17 protein-coding genes, 2 tRNA genes and 1 pseudogene are annotated in these 22,291 nt (G+C 39.5%); 14 read left to right on the plus strand and 6 right to left on the minus strand.

Annotation, left to right across the window (positions count from 1 at the left end; genetic code table 11):
• Window positions 1-21: 21 nt before the first annotated feature.
• The 5 genes from rsxB to WSC_RS0109690 form a co-directional block, all read right to left on the minus strand.
• Window positions 22-585 (minus strand): electron transport complex subunit RsxB, encoded by a 564-nt coding sequence (rsxB, locus tag WSC_RS0109670; protein WP_016955718.1) that lies wholly within the window; start codon window positions 583-585, stop codon window positions 22-24.
• Window positions 582-1,163: an electron transport complex subunit RsxA gene (gene rsxA, locus WSC_RS0109675; protein WP_016955719.1), complete on the minus strand. Its 582-nt coding sequence runs from the start codon at window positions 1,161-1,163 to the stop codon at window positions 582-584. Before rsxA ends, rsxB begins: the two co-directional genes overlap by 4 nt.
• Before the next feature lie 130 nt (window positions 1,164-1,293).
• Window positions 1,294-3,213: an EAL domain-containing protein gene (locus WSC_RS0109680; protein WP_016955720.1), complete on the minus strand. Its 1,920-nt coding sequence runs from the start codon at window positions 3,211-3,213 to the stop codon at window positions 1,294-1,296.
• A gap of 157 nt (window positions 3,214-3,370) precedes the next feature.
• A tRNA-Asn gene (locus tag WSC_RS0109685) sits at window positions 3,371-3,447 on the minus strand.
• Between the two features lie 24 nt (window positions 3,448-3,471).
• Window positions 3,472-3,548 (minus strand) — tRNA-Asn (locus WSC_RS0109690).
• A gap of 947 nt (window positions 3,549-4,495) precedes the next feature.
• On the opposite strand from WSC_RS0109690, the gene WSC_RS0109695 reads away from it, so the two are divergent.
• The 3 genes from WSC_RS0109695 to WSC_RS0109705 are packed head-to-tail and all read left to right on the plus strand — an operon-like array spanning window position 4,496 to window position 8,946.
• Window positions 4,496-5,824: an MATE family efflux transporter gene (locus WSC_RS0109695; protein ID WP_157447254.1), complete on the plus strand. Its 1,329-nt coding sequence runs from the start codon at window positions 4,496-4,498 to the stop codon at window positions 5,822-5,824.
• Between the two features lie 2 nt (window positions 5,825-5,826).
• A complete protein-coding gene (gene uvrB, locus WSC_RS0109700; RefSeq protein WP_016955722.1) occupies window positions 5,827-7,845 on the plus strand; it encodes an excinuclease ABC subunit UvrB in 2,019 nt (672 codons plus the stop codon).
• Window positions 7,846-7,869: 24 nt separating this feature from the next.
• On the plus strand, window positions 7,870-8,946 hold the full coding sequence (locus WSC_RS0109705; RefSeq protein ID WP_016955723.1) for an AI-2E family transporter: 1,077 nt from the start codon (window positions 7,870-7,872) through the stop codon (window positions 8,944-8,946).
• 313 nt (window positions 8,947-9,259) lie between these two features.
• Here WSC_RS0109705 and bcp read toward each other — a convergent pair whose 3' ends face one another.
• The gene (gene bcp / locus WSC_RS0109710; RefSeq protein WP_016955724.1) at window positions 9,260-9,736 is read right to left on the minus strand and encodes a thioredoxin-dependent thiol peroxidase; all 477 of its coding nucleotides are present in this window, start codon (window positions 9,734-9,736) and stop codon (window positions 9,260-9,262) included.
• Between the two features lie 208 nt (window positions 9,737-9,944).
• On the opposite strand from bcp, the gene dapA reads away from it, so the two are divergent.
• The 11 genes and pseudogenes from dapA to WSC_RS25260 form a co-directional block, all read left to right on the plus strand.
• A complete protein-coding gene (dapA, locus tag WSC_RS0109715) occupies window positions 9,945-10,829 on the plus strand; it encodes a 4-hydroxy-tetrahydrodipicolinate synthase (RefSeq protein ID WP_016955725.1) in 885 nt (294 codons plus the stop codon).
• Window positions 10,822-11,907, plus strand: a complete 1,086-nt coding sequence (gene bamC, locus WSC_RS0109720) for an outer membrane protein assembly factor BamC (RefSeq protein WP_016955726.1) — start codon at window positions 10,822-10,824, stop codon at window positions 11,905-11,907. The genes dapA and bamC overlap by 8 nt, the downstream gene beginning before the upstream one ends.
• 358 nt (window positions 11,908-12,265) lie before the next feature.
• Complete coding sequence (locus WSC_RS22390; protein ID WP_016955728.1) at window positions 12,266-13,417, plus strand: methyl-accepting chemotaxis protein; 1,152 nt, start codon at window positions 12,266-12,268, stop codon at window positions 13,415-13,417.
• Window positions 13,418-13,428: 11 nt separating this feature from the next.
• The gene (locus WSC_RS0109735; RefSeq protein ID WP_016955729.1) at window positions 13,429-14,292 is read left to right on the plus strand and encodes a nitrate- and nitrite sensing domain-containing protein; all 864 of its coding nucleotides are present in this window, start codon (window positions 13,429-13,431) and stop codon (window positions 14,290-14,292) included.
• On the plus strand, window positions 14,292-14,894 hold the full coding sequence (locus WSC_RS22395) for an HAD family hydrolase (RefSeq protein ID WP_016955730.1): 603 nt from the start codon (window positions 14,292-14,294) through the stop codon (window positions 14,892-14,894). Before WSC_RS0109735 ends, WSC_RS22395 begins: the two co-directional genes overlap by 1 nt.
• A 54-nt stretch (window positions 14,895-14,948) precedes the next feature.
• A complete protein-coding gene (locus WSC_RS0109745) occupies window positions 14,949-16,088 on the plus strand; it encodes a cupin domain-containing protein (protein ID WP_016955731.1) in 1,140 nt (379 codons plus the stop codon).
• 103 nt (window positions 16,089-16,191) lie between these two features.
• A protein-coding gene (gene prfB / locus WSC_RS0109750; RefSeq protein ID WP_157447248.1) for a peptide chain release factor 2 occupies window positions 16,192-17,290 on the plus strand; the annotation gives its coding sequence in 2 pieces (ribosomal slippage) (window positions 16,192-16,266 and window positions 16,268-17,290; 1,098 coding nt in all).
• 25 nt (window positions 17,291-17,315) lie between these two features.
• Entirely contained in the window at window positions 17,316-18,869 is a 1,554-nt protein-coding gene (lysS, locus tag WSC_RS0109755) for a lysine--tRNA ligase (protein ID WP_016955733.1), read from the plus strand.
• A gap of 122 nt (window positions 18,870-18,991) precedes the next feature.
• Window positions 18,992-20,200: a saccharopine dehydrogenase family protein gene (locus WSC_RS0109760; protein WP_016955734.1), complete on the plus strand. Its 1,209-nt coding sequence runs from the start codon at window positions 18,992-18,994 to the stop codon at window positions 20,198-20,200.
• Between the two features lie 104 nt (window positions 20,201-20,304).
• Window positions 20,305-21,489: a carboxynorspermidine decarboxylase gene (gene nspC, locus WSC_RS0109765; protein WP_016955735.1), complete on the plus strand. Its 1,185-nt coding sequence runs from the start codon at window positions 20,305-20,307 to the stop codon at window positions 21,487-21,489.
• A gap of 398 nt (window positions 21,490-21,887) precedes the next feature.
• Window positions 21,888-22,291 (plus strand): annotated as a pseudogene (locus WSC_RS25260) (TonB-dependent receptor plug domain-containing protein); the annotation flags it as partial.

Genomic DNA, 22,291 nt, shown 5'->3' on the forward strand with positions numbered 1-22,291 from the left:
TACTCCAACTAACGTTACGTGTTATAAGTTTTTTACTGGGATAGAGTTCATTTGCCATCGCCACGTTTCTGGTTTAGTTTCAATCGGCAACATGTCAATACAGTCAACAGGGCAGGGTTCTACACATAAATCGCAGCCTGTACATTCATCAATAATGACAGTGTGCATATGTTTGGCAGCCCCGACAATCGCGTCTACAGGACAGGCTTGAATACATTTGGTGCAACCAATACACTCGTCTTCACGGATATAGGCGACTTTTTTTATAGGCTCTTGTTGAGTGTTGTCTTCGCTACCCACTAAAGGTTTAACTTCAACACCCATCATATCGGCTAATTTTTTAATAGTGGCGTCGCCACCTGGAGGGCATTTGTTGATATCGTCGCCGTTGGCAATTGCTTCAGCGTAAGGTCTACAACCTGGGTAACCACATTGGCCGCACTGAGTTTGCGGTAATACTTCATCAATTTGTTCAACTAATGGGTCACTTTCAACTTTAAAGCGGATTTGTGCATAACCTAACAAAGCGCCAAAAATAACCGCAAGCACACCAATGGCAATCAGGGCATAAATTAAAATACTCACAGCTTAATTAACCCTGTAAATCCTAAAAATGCTAACGACATTAAACCCGCTGTAATCATAGCAATGGCAGAACCTTTAAAGGTCACTGGAATATCTGCTGCAGCTATGCGCTCGCGCATGGCTGAAAATAACACTAATACTAGCGAAAAACCTATTGCTGCGGCAAAACCATAGACGGCGGATTGCATTAAATTATGTCTTTCATTGAGGTTTAGCAGTGCCACCCCTAATACAGCACAGTTAGTGGTAATGAGAGGCAAAAATATACCTAATAATCTGTAGAGCGCTGGGCTGGTTTTTTGTACCACCATTTCAGTGAACTGAACAACAACAGCAATCACTAAGATAAATGCTAAGGTGCGTAAAAAAGTGATGTCGAGTGGTTGGAGTATATATTGCTCAATTAGATAACTGGCGACTGAGGCTAAAGTTAAAACAAAAGTTGTTGCCATTGACATACCAATAGCAGTTTCAACCTTGCCCGAGACCCCCATAAAAGGACACAAGCCAAGAAATTTAACCAAGACAAAATTATTTACCAATACGGTGGCAACAAATAATAGTAGATATTCAGTCATAACCTTCAGGAAGCATTTATTTTTGGCTGTCAGCCAAATTAAGCGCGTATTATCGTTATTTACTCAGCAATTAACAACTTGTGTTGCGCAAGGTTTTTAAATTAATTAGCGAATTATATAACAAATAAGCTTATAACTCGCTTGGTTTTCCAATGAAATAACCTTGAGTACCATCGACAAAAATTTGTTCGAGGGCGTATTTTTCTTCTTGAGTTTCGACACTTTCGGCTAAAACTGAAATACCTAGGCGGTGGGCGAGGTCAACAATCACGCGTAAGAAATATTGATTGTTTTTATCTTCGTTTATATTTCTGCTGTAACTACCATCCACTTTAATAAAATCGGGTTTAATATCGCGGAAAAATTTAAATGAAGTAAAACCAACCCCAAATCTTTCAACGGTTAAACGAGCGCCCGTTCTGTGCAACATTGTAATAAATCTTTGAGACGCTTGAATGTTTTGTTGTAAACCAAACTCTGATATTTCGAATACCAGTTTGGCGCTGATCATTGAATCGCGTAACAATCTGCGTTCTAACCAGACACAAAATTGTTCATCATGCGCAGAGCGTGCGGTTAAGTTAATCGCAAAAAATTGATTGTTTAAGTTTTTGTTTTGTACCGTTTTAATGGTTGCATCAACAACTAACTTATCTATCTCAATAATTTTATCCATTTTTTCTGCCATAGCGACAAAGGATGCGGTCGGTAACACATCACCATGCACGTTGACAAATCGAGCAAGTATTTCTGAATAAACTTTAGCTGTTTTATTTGCGGGTTGAATCGGTTGGTAATAGAGTTTAACTTGCTGTTTTTCAATAACCTCATCAATCACTGATTTCCAGTTTTGGTTACCGTATTTGGCACTGACACTATTTAATATCGACTTATCATTTTGAATATGCCAGCCGTTTGCTTGTTTGGTTAGCGCTATACTAATACCTGTGTCGGCTAAGGCTAAAAGTTCACCCATAGAGTCGCCAGCTTGATAGGGCACTATGCCACTATAACCTATGCTATTGGTTTCTAACACTTGCTGTAATTCGGTAAAACGGCCAAACAGGTTCTGGGCAAAATTTTGTGCTTCTCTAATGGTTATGTTTGGAATTAATAACGCAAAATCAGAGCCATTAATCCGATACAATTGTGCGTTTTGGTAATTATTTGCGACGCGTTGAATATTTTGTGCGACATCACAAACATATTGGTCGCCGGCTTCGTACCCTCGGTTTTGATTGAGCTGTTGTAGTTCTGATGCTCGGGTGATAGTTAACACACCAAAATTTTCTTTTTGTTTGTCGGATAACAGGTTTTCTAAATCTTCAACAAAACTGAGTCGGTTGCCCAAACCGGTTAATTCATCTTGGGTGGCTTCATGACGGTAGCTTTCGGCAGATTGTTGCCAATGATCAATTTGCCCCTTCAGTTGTGAGCGTAAGTCATTTACTTTGCTTGCTAGCTCTTTGAACTCGTTTGGTAATAGATGGGCTGAAATTTTTTCTGGTTCATTGCCTTGAGTGCGGTTAAAAGAGCGCACTATATGATGCACCGAGCGGACGATAATTCGGCTGAGTACACTGCGGCTAATAACTGTATTAATCAAAGTTAGGACTAAAAAGACTAAGGCTAAACTATAAATTAATTTGTCTATTAATTGGTATTGCGCGCGACTAGACAGGATAAAACTGATGCGAATATCCGCCAATTGATTCGCATAAGTTTGCGCCTCAATTCTAGCGCCCATTAAACTTGCTAAATGTTCAGATAAAATAAAGTCATGCTGGTTTGCTTCATACATATGCTCAACTTCACCGCTGAGCCTTTCTACTTTGAGCCATTGATAATCAAAACTGGTTTTTAAATTTTTGACCAGTTGTTTTGGGGTGTTCTTGTCGAATTCAAATAGACGGTTCAACTGAGCAACGTGGTCAAGTTGTTTTTGTTGAAGGTAACTTTGATAGACACCGCAGAGCGTGAAAGCACTGCTGCTAGTTAATATAAGAAGAAAAACTAGATTTTGAATAATAATCCGTTGAAATATATTCATTAAACTCGATACTCCATCACACGTTTATAGTTATGAGGTCATTCCCTGTGATTTAGAAATGGTATCTGTAGAATGCTTTTTACGCAACTGGAATCTTGTTTGTTGAATATAATAGTGCAGGGGAGAAGTGTTTTATATAGCTAAATGAGCCAGTTATTGGCTCCCCCTCCCCGACTCGAACGGGGGACCTGCGGATTAACAGTCCGTCGCTCTAACCAACTGAGCTAAGGGGGAACACTAAACTAACAGTCAACAAGTTGGCTCCCCCTCCCCGACTCGAACGGGGGACCTGCGGATTAACAGTCCGTCGCTCTAACCAACTGAGCTAAGGGGGAACATCTCGTCAACGGAGGCGCATCTTAATGATACATGGGGGTGCTGTCAACACTGTTTTTTACAAAAAATTGAAAATATTGCTAATCGCTCAAAATTCATGCGCGGGTGGCGGTTTGTTGTGCAATCTGTGTTATACCCAAGCTATTTGAAATCTCGTATCTTCAAGTAGCTTGGGTATAGATGTAGTTGTTATAGGGATTACAAACAAGTTTAGACATGTTTACCTGCTATCATTAGAAAAGCTTGTTATTTTGCGATCTTTAACTTAAAAACATGCTAAGAGCCTTCTTATCAACAGTTTTCTATATGTGAAAACCGACTCATTGAAATAATTTGCACTAAATTGGTTGTTGACTAGCAGACAATTAGAAATATTAAATTTGTGTACAAAAAGTGACAGGCCTAGCTGCAAGCCTAGATAAATACAGGGGTGGCTTTGGTTATCCACTAAAGCTGTGGATAACTGTGTGAACAAAATGGAATATCTTGAGCTATGCCCCATGGTTACTGTGTCAATAGATATTTTAAGAAAAATGCAATGAAAGTATAAAATTAAATAAAATCAATTGCTTAATATTTTGTTTGGCCAAGTTGGTTAAATTGTTGCTTAAATAAACAGTCGTTTAAACTTTGCACGTATCTTGTGCATATATCCATCGGGAAATAAACAATATTCGCTATGAGTCGCGTCAAAAAAAGAAATTTGCATGTAACATTTTTAAATCACTGATTTATAGTTTTTACCAGTTGTTAACAAAGACTACAATTTATAAAAAATACGGATTACTCGGTTTGACTGATATTTTGTAGTTACTCACGATTATTTTTAGCTTATTTGGTTGGATTGCTCGCTGATTATTGCTAGATCACGTAAACTACTGCTCACTTTTTATTAAGAAGATGTGCTTGGTGGTTTGTAGTGTCAAATAATCGAAATCATAAAGATATGCTGACAGGTCCGATTGGCAAAACCCTTAAGGATATGACTATCCCTATGGTGATGGGCATGATTGCATTAATGTCTTTTAATTTGATTGATACCTTTTTTATTAGTTTGTTAGGCACAAACGAACTGGCGGCAATTAGTTTTACTTTTCCGGTTACTTTTACGGTAATTAGTTTAACTATTGGTTTGGGCATAGGGACATCAGCTGTCATTGCGACGACAATAGGTCAACAAAAACATCACTTAGCCAAAGACCAAGCAACTACAGCACTTATTATTGCGGTTATTTTGGTTGCGGCATTATCAACCCTTGGCTGGTTTATTATTCAGCCATTGTTTTCATTATTGGGTAGTGATGAAAATACTCAGCCTTTTATTACCGCTTATATGAAAATTTGGTATTTCAGCTCGGTATTTCTGGTTATCCCTATGGTGGGTAACGCTATATTACGTGCATCAGGTGACACTAAAACACCTAGTATGATTATGGCACTGGGTGGTGCCATTAATGCTGTATTAGATCCTATTTTAATTTTTGGCCTTGGTGATTTTAACGGCTGGGGCATTGAGGGTGCAGCAATAGCAAGTCTAATCGCGTGGATGATAGGTGCCTGTGTCATGCTGTATTTGTTATCACATAAACGTCAGCTAATTGACCTTGCAATACCCAAACCAGATGAATTTATATTTGCGACCAAAAGTATTCTTAAAATTGGTTTACCAGCAGCTGGGGCAAATATGTTAACCCCTATAGCTATGTCTATTTTAACTGCGATTGTTGCCGCTTATGGCCATGAAGCTGTGGCGGCTTTTGGTGTGGGTAGCCGTATTGAATCTATTGCTTGCATGTTGGTGTTAGCCATGTCTATGACTTTGCCACCTTTTATCAGTCAAAATTTAGGGGCAGGGCAAAACGCAAGGGTACAACAGGCGTACAAAATGAGTTGCCGATTTGTGCTGGCTTGGCAATTAGGCGTATTTATTTTATTGGCTATCTGCGCACCGCTAATCGCACGTGCGTTTGCTCAAGAAACAGAAGTACAAGATTTAATTCAGTTATTTATTTGGATTGTGCCACTTGGTTATGGGTTACAAGGCATAGTTATATTAACCAATTCTTCGTTTAATGCTTTGCACCAACCAACAATCGCACTAAAGCTTAGTGTGTTGCGTTTATTTGTCTTTTATGTGCCATGTGCTTATGTCGGTGGGAGCTTGTTTGGTATTTGGGGGCTCTTTATTGGCTGTGTTGTTGGTAATATATTGATGGCTGTGGTTTCTTATCTAAGATTTAATCAATATTTCCGTAAAGTTGAGTTGCAGGTTTAATTATGTCAAACAAAACCTTTGAACTGGTTTCAGACTATGTCGCCAGCGGTGATCAACCCACTGCAATTGCAAAGTTGGTAGAGGGGTTAGACTGTGGTTTAGCGCATCAAACCTTGCTTGGGGTAACAGGCTCAGGTAAAACTTTTACTATGGCGAATGTGATTGCTGAGCTTGGCCGACCTGTGATTATGCTTGCACCCAATAAAACTTTAGCCGCGCAATTATATGGTGAAATGAAAGCTTTTTTTCCAAATAATGCGGTTGAGTATTTTGTTTCTTATTACGACTATTATCAGCCAGAAGCTTATGTCCCCTCGACTGATACCTTTATTGAAAAAGATGCTTCGATAAACGACCATATAGAACAAATGCGTTTGTCAGCGACTAAAGCCCTAATGGAACGTCGTGACGTTATAATCGTCGCGTCGGTTTCAGCCATTTATGGTTTGGGCGATCCACAATCCTATATGCAGATGCTATTGCATTTGCGCCAAGGAGACATCATTGAGCAAAGGGGCATACTTAGGCGTTTAGCCGAAATGCAGTACACCCGCAATGACATTGATTTTCAGCGTGGTACTTATAGAGTTCGGGGGGATGTAATTGATATTTTTCCAGCGGATTCAGAGCGTGATGCTATCCGAGTTGAATTATTTGATGAAGAAATAGAACGCATCAGTGTATTTGACCCATTAACTGGTGAAGTTTCACGTAATCTTGCACGCACAACCGTTTATCCAAAAACACACTATGTTACGCCAAGAGAACAGATATTAGGCGCGATAGATAGAATAAAAGTTGAATTAAAAGAGCGTTTAACGCAATTTAGAGACAACAACAAATTAGTTGAAGAACAAAGGCTCAGCCAACGCACCCAATACGACTTAGAAATGATGCAAGAACTGGGTTATTGCTCAGGTATTGAAAATTACTCAAGATATTTGTCAGGTCGGGCTGAGGGCGAGCCACCACCAACTTTGATTGATTATCTGCCGGATGACGGCATTATGATAATCGACGAGTCACATGTAACAGTGCCACAATTAGGTGCTATGTATAAAGGTGATAGGGCGCGTAAAGAAAACCTTGTGCAATATGGTTTTAGATTGCCATCTGCATTAGATAATCGACCGTTAAAATTTGAAGAGTTTGAGCAATTAGCGCCGCAAACTATTTATGTTTCAGCAACGCCGAGTGCTTATGAAATTGAAAAATCTCAAGGTGACATAGCAGAGCAAGTTGTGCGCCCAACCGGTTTAATTGATCCGGAAATTGAGGTGCGGCCAGTTGGTACTCAAGTAGATGACTTGATGTCAGAAGCACGAAAGCGCATCGCTATTGGTGAGCGCGTATTGTGTACAACCTTAACCAAACGCATGGCTGAAGATTTAACTGATTATTTAAACGATCACGATATTAAAGTGCGTTATCTACATTCAGATATTGATACGGTTGAGCGCATGGAAATTATTCGAGACTTACGTTTAGGCAAGTTTGATGTTTTGGTTGGCATTAACTTATTGCGTGAAGGTTTGGACATGCCTGAAGTGTCGTTGGTTGCAATATTAGACGCAGACAAAGAAGGGTTTTTACGCTCAGAACGTTCACTGATTCAAACAATTGGTCGTGCGGCACGAAACTTAAATGGTAAAGCAATTTTATACGCTGATTCTATTACTAAATCTATGCGTAAAGCGATAGACGAAACGGATAGACGCCGCGAAAAACAACAAGCTTATAATGTTAAGCATGGCATTACACCTAAAGCGCTAAACAAAAAAATCACTGATGTGATGGATCTCGGTTATGATGATGAACCAAGCTCAGCAAATCAAGTGAAGTTAAGAAAAGTTAGTGACAAAAAAGCCCAATACACAGCTAAATCAGTTGAAGGACTCACTAAACAAGTTAAAGCATTAGAAGGGCAAATGTTCGAATGTGCACGTAATTTAGAGTTTGAAAAGGCCGCAAAACTGCGTGACCAAATTCAAGATCTGCAAGCTCAATTATTAACTATGTAATTATTTTCCATTCAGGGAAGCTATATGTTCGATTTATTAAAACAGTGGTACAACAATAGATTTTCCGACCCAGATGCGGTCACTTTAGTTTTTATACTGTTGTTTTTGTTTGCGGTTGTATTGTATTTAGGCGACATACTCGCGCCTGCTATAGTCGCACTTGTGATTGCTTATTTACTTGAGTGGCCAGTTAGTCAACTGGTAAAAATAGGCGTGCGTCGCAGTATTTCAGTTGCAGGTGTATTGATTGTCTTTAGTTGTATTGTGTTTACGCTACTAATTGGCTTAACCCCGCACATTTGGCAACAGATGAGCAATTTAATCAGTGAAATTCCAATCATTTTACAAAAAGGTCAAGACTACTTATTAAACTTACCGCCCGACTATCAGGGTTATATCAATGCTGAACAAATTAAAAATATTGTTGATTCGTTAAAACAACAATTGGTTGATACTGGCAAAGGTTTAGTTACAGCCTCCCTAAACTCATTAGTGACCTTAGTTGCACTGCTGGTGTATTTGGTGTTAGTACCTTTATTAGTGCTATTTATGCTGTTAGACAAAGACAAACTATTAAGACAAATGCGAGTTATTTTACCTCGTCGACGTCGTTTGGCGATAACAGTTTGGGCAGAAATGAATCAACAAATTGGTAATTATATCCAAGGTAAAGTAATTGAAATTATAATTGTTGGCACAGTGTCGGTTATCGCTTTTTTATTGTTGGACCTAAGGTACGCCGTTTTGTTGGGCGTGGGGGTTGGTTTATCTGTATTGATTCCGTATATAGGGGCTGCAGTTATTACCATTCCTGTCGCAGTAGTGGCTTTGTTCCAATTTGGTGTATCACCTGAATTTTGGTATGTAATGATAGTGTACGCTGTTATTCAAGCAATTGACGGTAATGTCATTGTACCAGTGTTATTTTCACAAGCAGTCAATCTCCATCCAGTGTTTATTATTATTGCCGTATTGTTTTTTGGTGGCATTTGGGGTTTTTGGGGGGTATTTTTTGCCATTCCTTTAGCGACTTTAGTGAAAGCTGTGGTAAATGCTTGGCCAAGAGTTGATGAACCGGAAGAGATATTAAACAAAGTATGATTAGAGCTAAATCAATATAAATTGCGAGTATCAGAGCCATCACAGACAGTTCAATTTAAGGCGTATCATTGCAGGAATGTAGGTACCTTTCAAAATGATACAACATAGAAGTGGGCTGTCTGTGAGGCTCCTGAAAGGCTGGGCTAAAAGCCATTTATTCTGCGTTAAGTTGGCTTGGCATAGACCCACTATGCCTGTGCCAACTTGCCTTGCCTAAATGGCTTTTATCTCCAGCTGATTATCGCTATTTATATTGATTTAGCTCTAGGGCTGTTTAAAGCCCTAACCACAAAGCTTGAGACTAAATTGACGGTTAAGCCTTAGCGTTTAAATAGTCTAAAACCACTTGGTGGTGGTCTTTAGTTTTGAACTTATCAAAAACTTTTTCGACGACACCTTGTTGGTTAACCAAAAAGCTGATGCGGTGAATACCATCATATTCTTTGCCCATAAACTTTTTTAAGCCCCATACACCAAAACCATCGGCAACTTTATGGTCTAAATCTGACAATAAATCGAAGTTTAAATCGTGTTTCTCTTGAAAGCGCGCCAATTTTTTTGGCTCATCAGGGCTTAAACCAAAAACAACTGTGTTGTGTTGCTCTAATAATTCAGCTTTAGTGTCACGTAGAGAACAAGCTTGAGTTGTACAACCAGGAGTCAGTGCTTTTGGATAAAAATAAACTAAAACTTGGTGGCTTTTTAACGTTTCGCTCAAACTGACAGAGCTTTCGTTTTGATTTAATAAAGTAAAATCTGGTGCTTGGCTGCCTTCGGCTAAATATTGCATATCTTAATATTCCTTAAATTGGGTAAACTAATTCTACCGTAATTTGCACGTGTTGGTTCAATGCTAGCAGTCGTTTGCATGAAAAATAACCGCTTTTCATGTGCAGGCGACTAATTTTTAGAATTAATCTTTTCAAAATGCAGGTTAATTATTGTCTTTCTGCGCTCTCGCCATTACCATAGTGCGCTTGATTTTATGGGGGCATTAAATGATCCGAGGAAGTATTGTCGCGTTAATTACACCAATGCACGAAGATGGCACGGTGGATTATCAAAGTTTAGAACAGTTAGTAGAGTTTCACGTAAATGCTGGCAGCCATGGTGTTGTTGCAGTTGGAACGACTGGTGAATCTGCAACCTTGCCAGTAGATGAGCATGTAAAGGTTGTTGAAACTGTTGTTAAAAAAGCTGCGGGTCGTATCAAAGTTATTGCTGGCAATGGCGCAAATTCAACCTCAGAAGCAATCGAACTGACTAAGTTAATGGCAAATTCAGGAATAGATGCTTTCTTGAATGTAACGCCTTACTATAATAAACCGTCACAAAAAGGTTTAATTGCTCACTTTGAAGCGATTGCAAATTGCAGTGAAATTCCACAAATTTTATATAACGTCCCTGGACGCTGTGCCGTTGACTTATTGCCACCTGCTGTCGCGCATTTAGCTAAGCACCCAAAAATCATAGGTATTAAAGAAGCGACGGGCAGTATTGAACGCATCAAAGAAATAAAAGCGCTAGTTGCCGATGACTTTAGTTTGTTAAGTGGTGACGACGCTACTTCTTTAGAATTTTTGCGTGCGGGCGGACATGGGGTTATTTCGGTAACAGCTAATGTTGCACCGGCAGAACTAGCACAGATTTGTAACTTATCTGCAGAAGGTAAGTTTGCTGAAGCAAAAGAGATTGACGATAATTTACAAGTACTACATCGTGACTTGTTTGTTGAGTCGAACCCTGTGCCAGTAAAGTGGGCAATGTATAGAATGCATAAAATTGAACACTGTGTATTTAGATTACCTTTGCTTCCACCTGAACCAAATTCACAAAAAGTAATCGAACAAGCTTTACGCCAATCAGGTTTTCTAAATGATTAATAAAAGCTGTCAATGGATTATACCGAGCGTGTTAGCTATTTTGTTAGCTGCATGCGCGGGCAAACCAAACAAAGCAGATGGAAGTTTTGCTTACGAGCAAGCTCAACCGAACCAAACATTAAAAATTCCAGCGGATAAACTTGCACCAGCGGTCACTTCGCAATTTGAGATAGATCATCAACGTAATTTAAATGGAAAAACTGGCGAAGCTGTTGAAATTTTTCCGCCTAGATTAATTGCCCCTATTGTCACCGCGAGCCATATTGATGATGCCGATCCTCGAACTACCATCTGGTTTGAACAAAGTGAGCAAATTGATAATCTAGAAAATGCTATCTGGAATGCCATATCAGGTTATTTAGACAAACAAGGCATATCGTTTGCTAAACAAGACAAAACAGAAGGTGTAGCTGAATCTGAATGGTTAATCGTCAGCCGAGAGAGTGGCTGGGGATTTTGGAAAAATACCTTTGACATCGAAAAACAAAAGTATCGTTTCTGGGTAAAAATGAAACCTCATGGTCGTTCTGGCTCGTTAACTGTTGAGCTAATTGCGCGCGAGTCTTTGCTCGACCAAGAAGAAACGCAATTTTTTATGTTGGATGATGTGTCGTTGGCAACAGACACGTTAAACTCAATTGCAGGTCACTTCGAATACAGACTTAGATTAGATGCAGAAAATCGCCGTACTCAGTATGTAAAAGGGGTTGAAGTTTCAATTGAACAAGCACCAAATGGTGACCCTGCGATATTAGTTAATGCTGGTTACGAACATGCTTGGATCAGAACCATTGAAGCATTAGACTTTTTTGGACTCTTGATGACGGACGTAAATAAAATCCAAGGGCGTGTGCATGCTAAAGTACGCCGCGACAACTCAGGTTTTTGGTCTGGCTTATTTGGTAAAGATGAAGGGTTACTCGGTTTAGAGAAAGGCGATTATGTGATTGAATTAATTAAAGACGGTGACAAAACCTACGTGGTCTTTAATGATTTAACCTTAACTTCAATTTCCCAAACTCAATTGGAAAAAGTTTTACCTAATTTACAACAACGTTTAGGTGAAGACTTAGAGTAACTTTTTAATTGCACCACAAGTTTAATTGTTTGTGGTGCAATGCAGACTTGCATACGAAAGCTTTTATTTCTCAATAAATTTATACCTACCATTAATATCCAATTAATTCGGCACTATAAGGGGTAACTTCAACTTTGGGTTGTTTTGCATCCTTTAGGTGCATTGTGTTTAGTTATTAAGACCTTTGGAAAGCTAAACTTTAAGTGTGTTTTGAGATTTTGTAAATTTTATTATTGCTAATTGGCAAAATTGCCCCTTGTTTTTTAACAACTTCGGCTAATAACGCACTAAAACGAGACAATTTATAATTTGGCATTTTAATTGCTACTAATCATTCGTTAACACTGAGAGGTAGTGTATGAAATCTGTAATGGCGCAGCCCGCATGTTTTATGATTAAAAATATAGGTATTCGTAAAACGGCTTGGATCTATTGGTTTTTATTAATTTTTACTTTAACCGGCTATATTTGGATGCCTAAAGCAGCATTCGCTGTTTTTGCATTTATGTCGGCATATTTTTTTGCAAGTTTATTGATAGCGATACTGAGTGAGCTTAAAGAGCTAGAAGTTAAACTTAAATCGAGCCATGCTGACGGGTTTGATTATCGCAAACTTGAATTACAAACTGTTGCATTGGGCACGCCAATCGATAGGTTAGTGGATATGTTGCGTGAGTTAACTCGAATCAAGGTTAACTTGTCAGAGCGCATGAGTGAAGTTGAACATTCATCAGTGCAAGTTATTGAGTCAGCCCATCAAGTTTCAGCCAATGTTAAAAAACAATCCGACTCAACCACCTCGACCGCAGCTGCCATCTTAGAAATGAGTCAATCTTTAGCTGAAGTCGTCGACAAGGTGAATCGTGTGCTCGAAAGTTCTAAAGAGGCACAAACAATCACTGAGCACGGCAAAAATTGCGTAAAAAACTTAAAGTCGGAAATTCAGACCGTTAAACTTCAAGCTGAACAAACTCAAGGGCAAATGAGCTCACTAGACGACCTTGCCGAAAAAGTAGCGGTTATGTCGCAATCCATTCAAGATATTTCAGCACAAACGAATTTATTGGCACTGAATGCGTCAATTGAAGCTGCTCGTGCTGGCGATTTTGGTCGAGGTTTTGCCGTGGTTGCTGAAGAAGTTAGAGCGTTAGCGCAACGCAGTAGTGAAGCGGCCAACAACATCATTAGCAATGTGAATTTAGTCCGTGAACAAAGTCATCAAGTGACAGATAAAATGACCCAAGTTGTAGAAGCGAGTTCTAATTGTTTATATACAGCCGAAGAGACAGATGAGGTGCTAGAGCAAATTGGTAAACAAACCTTAAGTGTGCAAGACCAAATTCACATTATTTCAGCCAATGCTGAACAACAAAACATGGCTACGCAAGAAATTTCGCAACATGTGGAACTGGTAGTGGAAGGTGCCCACGATAATTCGCGAGTTGCCGAACAAGCCGCAAAAGTTGCTGAACATTTAAAAAATCTAACCCAATCTGTAGTTAAAGTATAAGGATCGAACAAATGGCTTTTCATCAAATTTTACCCATAATAATTGGTTTGTTTGTTGTCGCGCTGTTGATCTATTTTGTGATTAGACAAAAGCGCAAAGTACGAAAATTACAGGTCGAAGGTGTTGGTACAATTATTCAAGTTAAACAACTAATCACTAATATTCAGCAGCATAGAGGTTGGTGCAGCGCATATTTACGCGGTGATAAATCGGTAATAGGTGATATTCAGCAATTGCAACGCAAGATTGCACAAACTTCTTTAGCAATTGAAAACCAATTTAGTATTAAAAAATTCGAGCGTTGGTTTGGGTATTCAGAACATTGGAAACGCTTGTCGGCCAGCGCCACCGGCTTAACTGCAGATAACAGTTTTAAGCAGCATACCCAATTAATAGGTAATATGTTGTATTTGTTAGAAGATATTGCGGAAAGTCACTTTTTAACCAAAGAACAATTGGGGGAGTTTCCGGAAATTAGTTTGTTGTGGCGTGAGTTATTGCAAGTGAGTGAGTGTGTTGGTCAATCGCGAGCTTTGGGAACAGGCGTCGCAACAGTTAAAGTATGTAGTCGAGTAGAAAAAATTCGTTTAGGTTTTTTACGCCAAAAAATTACCGAAACAGCTGAAGTGACTTATGCACAGTTGAAAGAGAACCAAAGTGCAGACAATAGACAAAAACTCATGTCGTTAATTGAGCATGCGAGTAAACAAACCCGTTATTTATGCTCTGTTATTGAACATGAGTTGGTTGAATGTGAACAAATTCAATTGGATGCTAAAAACTACTTTTCGTTAGCAACTGAAGCAATTAATTCGCTTAACCAAATTTTTGACTTTAAACTTGAAGAATTAGAAAGTTTTTTAGTTAAGAAATAATGCAAAAGTATAAAGTAATTGTTTTTGATCTCGGTGGTGTGCTACTTGATATATCCGGGGTTGAAGACATTCTCGGCTGGTTAGATAATAAAATAGAGCTAGCCGATTTTTGGTATCTATGGTTGCATTGCCCAGCGGTTAAACAATTCGAATCCGGCGAAATTACCGAAGTAGAATTCGTCAAGAGTGTGTTAAGCCACTTTAAACTACCGATTGACTACGCGACGTTTGAGCAATCATACCGTTATTGGATAAAAGGCATTTTTCCCGGGCGACTCGCTTTGCTTGAACAGCTCAAAGCTGATTACCAATTAGCCTGTTTAACCAATACTAACCTGATGCATTGGCCTGAAATTGTTGCGACTGGTATTTTAAACCCGTTAGATAAACATTATGTCTCGTTTGAAATGGGCTGTGTAAAACCTGATAGAGAAATTTATCAAAAGATGCTGGATGATTTAAACGTGCCAGCTGAACAAGTTTTGTTTATAGATGATAATCAAGTGAATGTGGATACAGCAAAAGCGCTTGGCATCGACGCATACCGTACTGTTGGTCATCAAGCTTTGCTTGATTTATTTCAGCAACTAAAAATCATCTAAGCATAATTTGCGTTATACTCATGGCCATTCTCCAACCTGCACTATGGCCGTGATATGTACCAGTTTAAACAATTTGATCCACAATCTTTTCTTACAACCTACTGGCAGAAAAAACCTATCTTACTCAAGGGGTTGTTTAAAGACTTTATCGACCCAATTGAGCCTGATGAATTAGCTGGCCTTGCCCAAGAAAGTGAAATTGAAAGCCGAGTTGTGCAAAGACAAAAACAAGCTTGGCATGTTGAACATGGGCCGTTTGACAGCTTCGAGCAATTCGGTGAAAACAATTGGACCTTGTTAGTGCAAGCTGTCGACCATTGGCATTTGCAAAGCGCACAATTGTTAGAACCATTTAGATTTATTCCGAATTGGCGCATTGACGATTTAATGATCAGTTTTTCTACCCCTGATGGCGGCGTAGGTGCACACGTTGACCAATACGACGTATTTATTATTCAAGGTATGGGCAAACGCCATTGGAAAGTCGGTGAACAGCAGCCGTTACAATCAAGCGTACCCCATCCAGACTTATTGCAAGTAACAGGTTTTGCGCCTTGTATTGACGAAGTACTCGAGCCGGGGGATGTATTATACATTCCACCTGGCTGTCCACATGAAGGTTATGCAGTTGAACCAGCGCTGAATTATTCAGTTGGTTTTCGCGCGCCTAATCAGCAAGACCTTTTATCCTCATTTGCTGATTTTGCCTTGCAAGAAGAGTGTTTCCAGCATAGATATCAAGATCCAGACTTGCAGCCAACTCAGCTTGCTGGTGATGTCACATCAAGCGAAGCTGCCAAGTTAATTGAATTGGTAAAACAAACCTTGAATCAACCACAACAAGTGAATAAATGGTTAGGTGGTTATTTAACTCAAGCTAAACACGAGGTGGATATTCAAGTACCTGAACCGAGTTTTGCCGAAGATGATGTGGTTGAAATCAATCAGCAAATTGAAGCTTGGTTGCGTGCTGGTGGTTTGCGAATATTAACTTTAGATAATGGCTTATTTGTTAATGGTGAGTGGGTCGATAGCCAAAGTTGCCAAGCTGAGTTTGTCCGCTTTATTTCGGATAATTTGCTCTATTCAGCTGATCAATTAACTGAATATTTGCAGCAAAACGACAATCTTGCATTGTTTAGTGCTTTGGTTAATGAGGGCTATATATACCCGTATGAAGATGGTGAAGAATAACTTGCAAACAAGTTAGGAATAATCCGACTAAAACTATTCAAACGGGTGAAATTTCGCTACAATTCGCGGCTTAAATTTTCACCCTGCCATTGTGGACAAATTGATGTTTGAAATTAATCCAGTTCAAAACAAAATCAAAGATATAGCAGAGCGTACAGAGCTGCTTAGGGGGTATCTTTGACTACGAACAAAAAGCAGAACAATTAGAAGAAGTTAGCCGCGAGCTAGAAGACCCAGCTGTTTGGAACGATCCAGAAAAAGCCCAAGCTTTAGGTAAAGAACGCTCAAACTTAGAAGCCATTGTTAAAACCATAGATGACCTAACTCAAGGGTTAGAGGATGTTGATGGTTTATTAGAGCTTGCGGTTGAAGCCGAAGACGAAGAAACCTTTAATGAAGCGCAACAAGAACTTGCCGAGCTTGAACAAAAAATTGAAACCTTAGAGTTTCGCCGTATGTTCAGTGGCCCGCAAGATGCGAGCGATTGTTATATCGATTTACAGTCAGGCTCCGGTGGTACAGAAGCGCAAGACTGGTGCAGCATGTTATTGCGTATGTATTTGCGTTGGGCAGAAGCACATGGTTTTAAAGCAGAACTAATCGAAGTATCTGAAGGTGAAGTTGCCGGTTTAAAATCAGCAACCATTCGTATTGCTGGTGAATATGCATTTGGTTGGCTACGCACAGAAACAGGTGTACATCGTTTAGTTCGCAAATCACCATTTGATTCGGGAAATCGCCGTCATACCTCATTTGCATCAGCGTTTGTTTATCCTGAAGTAGATGATGATATTGAAATTGATATAAATCCGGCTGATTTACGTATAGACACTTATCGCGCATCAGGCGCGGGTGGTCAGCACGTTAACCGAACCGATTCTGCGGTGCGTATTACCCATTTACCAACCAATACTGTAGTGCAATGTCAAAACGATCGTTCGCAGCATAAAAATAAAGACCAAGCGATGAAGCAGTTAAAAGCAAAATTGTATGAGCTTGAGTTACAAAAACAAAATGCTGAAAAACAAGCGATGGAAGACGGTAAGTCTGATATAGGTTGGGGCAGTCAAATTCGCTCGTATGTATTAGATGATGCACGTATTAAAGATTTACGAACAGGGGTTGAAAACCGCAATACACAATCGGTATTAGACGGCAACTTAGACCCATTTATTCAAGCTGCGCTTAAAGCCGGTCTGTAACCCTTATTGAGTCAGGAATATTAAAATGTCTGAACAGAATTTAGCTAATCAAGAAGAAAATAAATTGATTGCCGAGCGTAAAGCTAAACTAGCGGCAATTCGTGAAACTTGTCCTGCAAATGGTCATCCGAACGATTTTGAGCGTTCACATTATGCGGGTGACTTACAAAAAGCGCATGGCGACAAAGATAAAGCAACTTTACAAGAAGAAGACAATCAAGTTGCAGTGGCTGGCCGTGTTATGGCTAAACGTGGTCCTTTTATGTTGTTGCAAGACATGTCAGGTCGCATTCAAGCATATGCAGATAAACAAGTGCAAAAAGAGTTAAAAGAAAAATACGGCAACATTGATATTGGTGACATTATTGGTGTTAGTGGCCCAGTCAGCATGTCAGGTAAAGGCGACTTGTACGTGCATATGAGCAGCTATGTTTTATTAACTAAATCATTGCGCCCATTGCCGGAAAAATATCACGGCCTTGCTGATCAAGAAACCAAATACCGTCAGCGTTATGTTGATTTAATTATCAATGAACATACACGTGATGTTTTCCAAATTCGTTCACAAATTATCAGTGGAATTCGCAACTATCTAACTTCTCGTCGTTTTATGGAAGTTGAAACACCTATGTTGCAAACCATTCCAGGTGGTGCATCGGCTAAACCATTTGTTACCCACCATAACGCGTTGGACATTGAAATGTTTTTACGTATTGCCCCTGAGCTTTATTTAAAACGTTTAGTGGTGGGTGGTTTTGAGCGTGTATTTGAAATTAACCGCAACTTCCGAAATGAAGGTTTAAGTACCCGCCACAACCCAGAATTCACTATGATTGAATTCTACCAAGCGTATGCAGATTACAATGACTTAATGGACTTAACCGAAGACATGTTACGCACCTTAGCGGAAGATGTATTAGGCACTAGCATAGTGACCAATACTAAACGCAACGATGATGGTGAAGTGGTTGAAAGCATTGAATACGACTTTGGTAAACCGTTCGCGCGTTTATCTATGTCGGCGGCTATTTTGAAGTATGCACCAGAATTAGACGCAGATGTTATTAACAATCCACAAGATAACTTGGAAGGCTTAAAAGCAATTGCTAAACAGTTGCATATTAAAGAGCCTGAGCAAGATGGTATTTGGGGTCCAGGTAAATATTTGTGTGAAATATTTGAAGAAGTGGCTGAACACCAATTAATGCAGCCTACTTTTATCACTGAATATCCGTGGGAAGTATCACCTCTGGCGCGCCGTAACGATAACAACCCATTTGTAACTGACAGATTCGAATTTTTTGTTGGTGGCCGCGAGTTAGCTAATGGTTTCTCAGAGTTAAATGACGCTGAAGACCAAGCAGCGCGTTTCCGCAAACAAGTTGAAGAAAAAGATGCAGGTGATGAAGAAGCAATGCACTACGATGCTGACTACATTACTGCGCTTGAATATGGTTTACCACCAACAGCTGGTGAGGGCATAGGTATTGACCGTTTGGTGATGTTGTTTGCCGATTGTTCAACCATTAAAGATGTAATTTTATTCCCGCATATGCGCCCGCTGGGAGCAGCAGAATAAGTTAAGCCGACAAAGCCCGCTTAACTGCGGGCTTTTTGATTGTGAGTTGTAATCTTTAGATTCTTGGTTAAGCTTAGTAGTTAACTGTGCGAATTTAAAAGAGTTTTAATGAGAGAGTTATCATGAGTAAAGTTGTTATTATTGGCGCTGGCGGTGTCGGTCAGGTTGTTGCATTTAAATGTGCACAATTACCTGAGGTCTTTACCGAAATTACCTTGGCTAGCAGAACGGAAGCTAAGTGCATCGACATCGCCCAAAAAATCAAACAAACATTAAATCGTGACATAGCAACTGCGCAAGTGGATGCAGACAATGTTCCTGAATTAGTGGAGCTATTAAATAAAATAAAACCTGAGTTAGTGATAAACGTCGCATTGCCATATCAAGATTTAACTATTATGGATGCGTGTTTAGAAGCCGGTGTTCACTACATGGACACAGCGAACTACGAGCCATTAGATACTGCAAAATTTGAATACAAATGGCAGTGGGCATACCAAGAAAAATTTGAAAAAGCAGGCCTAACTGCATTATTAGGTTCGGGCTTTGATCCGGGCGCAACCAATATGTTTACCGCGTATTTGGCTAAACATTATTTTGATGAAATTCACACGTTAGACATTATTGATGTAAACGGTGGTGATCACGGTTATCCATTTGCGACTAACTTCAACCCAGAAATTAATATTCGTGAAGTGACCGCAGAGTGTCGCCACTGGGAAGATGGCCAGTTTGTTACCACGCCAGCTATGTCGTGCAAACAAACTTTTACCTGTCCTGATGAAGTAGGTACTTATAACATTTACCGCATGTACCATGAAGAATTAGAGTCATTGACCAAACATTTCCCAACGCTTAAACGCGCGCAATTCTGGATGAGTTTTGGTGAGAGTTATCTAAAACACTTAGAAGTGTTAGGTAATGTAGGTATGACAGGTATTGAGCCAATTGAATTCCAAGGCCAACAAATTGTGCCAATTCAATTCTTAAAAGCATTATTACCAGACCCTTCAACTTTAGGCCCGCGTACTAAAGGTAAAACCTGTATAGGTTGTGTGGTAACAGGTATTAAAGACGGCAAAGAGAAAACCGTTTATTTATACAATGTTAAAGACCACCAAGACTGTTATGGTGAAGTTCAATCTCAAGCTATTTCTTACACCACAGGTGTACCAGCTATGATTGGCGCGAAAATGATTTTACAAGGCAATTGGAAAAAAGCCGGTGTTTGGAATATGGAACAATTAGATCCAGACGCATTTATGGACGATATGAATCAATACGGCTTGCCATGGCAAGTAATTGAAAATCCAGGTTTTGATTTAATCTAAATTCACCTGACTCAAACATAACAAACAAGGTGGCCTTGAGTTGGTCAACCTTGTTTGTTGTTTCTCCTATTGGCGGTTAGTCGCCCTGTTAAAGTTTGAAATCCATGATAAATAGTAAAACTTTTTTGCAGTTTGATGCTTCACGTGTACCTTCACCTTGTTTTGTGGTTGACGAAGTTGCAGTCGAAAATAATTTAAAAGTGCTTGATTATGTCCAGCAGCAATCTGGCGCAAAAATTTTGTTGGCACTTAAAGCCTTTTCTATGTACAGCTTAGCCCCTTTGGTTGGCAAATATTTGCATGGCACCTGCGCCAGTGGTCTACACGAGGCACGACTTGGCCATGAAGAATTCACCACAGGTAAAGCGGGTAAGGGCGAAGTGCATACTTTTAGCGCAGCCTACACGGAGCAAGATTTAGCTGAAATTTTAAAAATTTCTGATCATGTGGTATTTAACTCGTTTGGCCAATGGCAAAGATTTCAACCGCTTATTCAAGCGGCAAAAGCGCAGCGCCCTGAGCTAGAATTTGGTTTACGGGTAAATCCATTACATTCAGAAGGCGCTGAGCCTATTTACGACCCTTGTGCACCAGGTTCACGTTTAGGTATTCCGTATCCAGAGTTTGCAGGTAAGTCGCTCGAAGGCATTACCGGCATACATTTTCACACCCTTTGTGAACAAGCATTTGAACCTTTGGCACGTACCTTAGATCAAGTAGAAAAACACTTTGCCGATATTTTGCCAAAACTTAAATGGGTTAATTTTGGTGGTGGCCATCATATATCTAAACCTGATTATAATGTTGAAGGTTTAATTGAACGCATTAAAACATTCCAAGCTAAATATGATGTACAAGTTTATTTAGAGCCGGGCGAAGCTATTGCGATTCACTCAGGTGTACTTGTTAGCGAAGTACTGGATTTAACTTTTAATGCGATGAACTTAGCTATATTAGATAGCTCTGCCACTTGCCATATGCCAGATACCATCGAAATGCCGTATAGGGCGGAAATTATCGGCGCTGGCGAAAAAGATGAGCTAGAGCATACTTATAGGTTAGGTGGACAAACTTGTTTAGCCGGCGATGTAATGGGTGATTATTCTTTTGCGCAGCCGCTGCAAATTGGCCAACGATTAATGTTTGATGATATGTCGCATTACACTATGGTTAAAACCACAACTTTTAATGGCATTGGTTTGCCAAGTATTGCTTTGTGGAACTCACAAACCGATGAGCTGCGTATAGTCAAAGAGTTTGGTTACGACAATTTTAAGAGCCGTTTGTAACTAAAAACTACATTTTCATGCCTTTATCAGTTTGTTATCCCATCTTTTTCTATGTGGGATAACAGCCTGCTTTCTAACAAACAGACTTTCCTCAACTACGGCGTCGCTGCAAATATTATTTAATCCGAGATCGGGATAACAACAAACATCTAGTAATTAGGTGACAAATAACTTTTTATCGAGAGTATTGGGCGATAAAGGTAAAAAATATTAAACGTAAATTTAAAAATAAAGATGATAATTATTATCATTTGCCTTATAATCCGCTGCAATTGCAAGTGGAGTAGTGTTTTTAACTATTTGACCTTGCGATATTTCTGTAACTAGTTTTTTCAATTATCCAATTGAATTTAATTTACTCTCACTGGAGTTTATTTGTGAAGTTTAAATATCTACCTTTGTCAGCGGCGGTTGTGTTTGCGCTGAATCCTTTAAATACTATGGCTGAAGAAGTTACTCAGGAAGAGTTAGATACAGATGGAAATGTAGAAGAAATTAAAATTGTAGGCATGCGTCAAAATCGTGTTAGCCAAGGTGCAACCGGCTTAAGCCTTGAAATTAGTGAAACGCCACAGTCTATTAGTGTAGTTTCGCAAGAACAAATTCAAAAATTTGCAGCCAACAGCATTAATGACGCGCTTAAATTAGCACCGGGTATTGCTGTAGAAGAATGGGAAACCAACCGAACTAACTACACAGCACGTGGTTATGAAATTAAAAACACCCAAATCGACGGTGTTGGTTTACCGAATAACTGGGGCATAGTAACAGGTGCAATTGACTCTTATGGCTAACAAAAAAA

The sequence above is a fragment of the Catenovulum agarivorans YM01 genome, from assembly GCF_000281085.1.
Taxonomy (GTDB): Bacteria; Pseudomonadota; Gammaproteobacteria; order Enterobacterales; family Alteromonadaceae; genus Catenovulum; species Catenovulum agarivorans.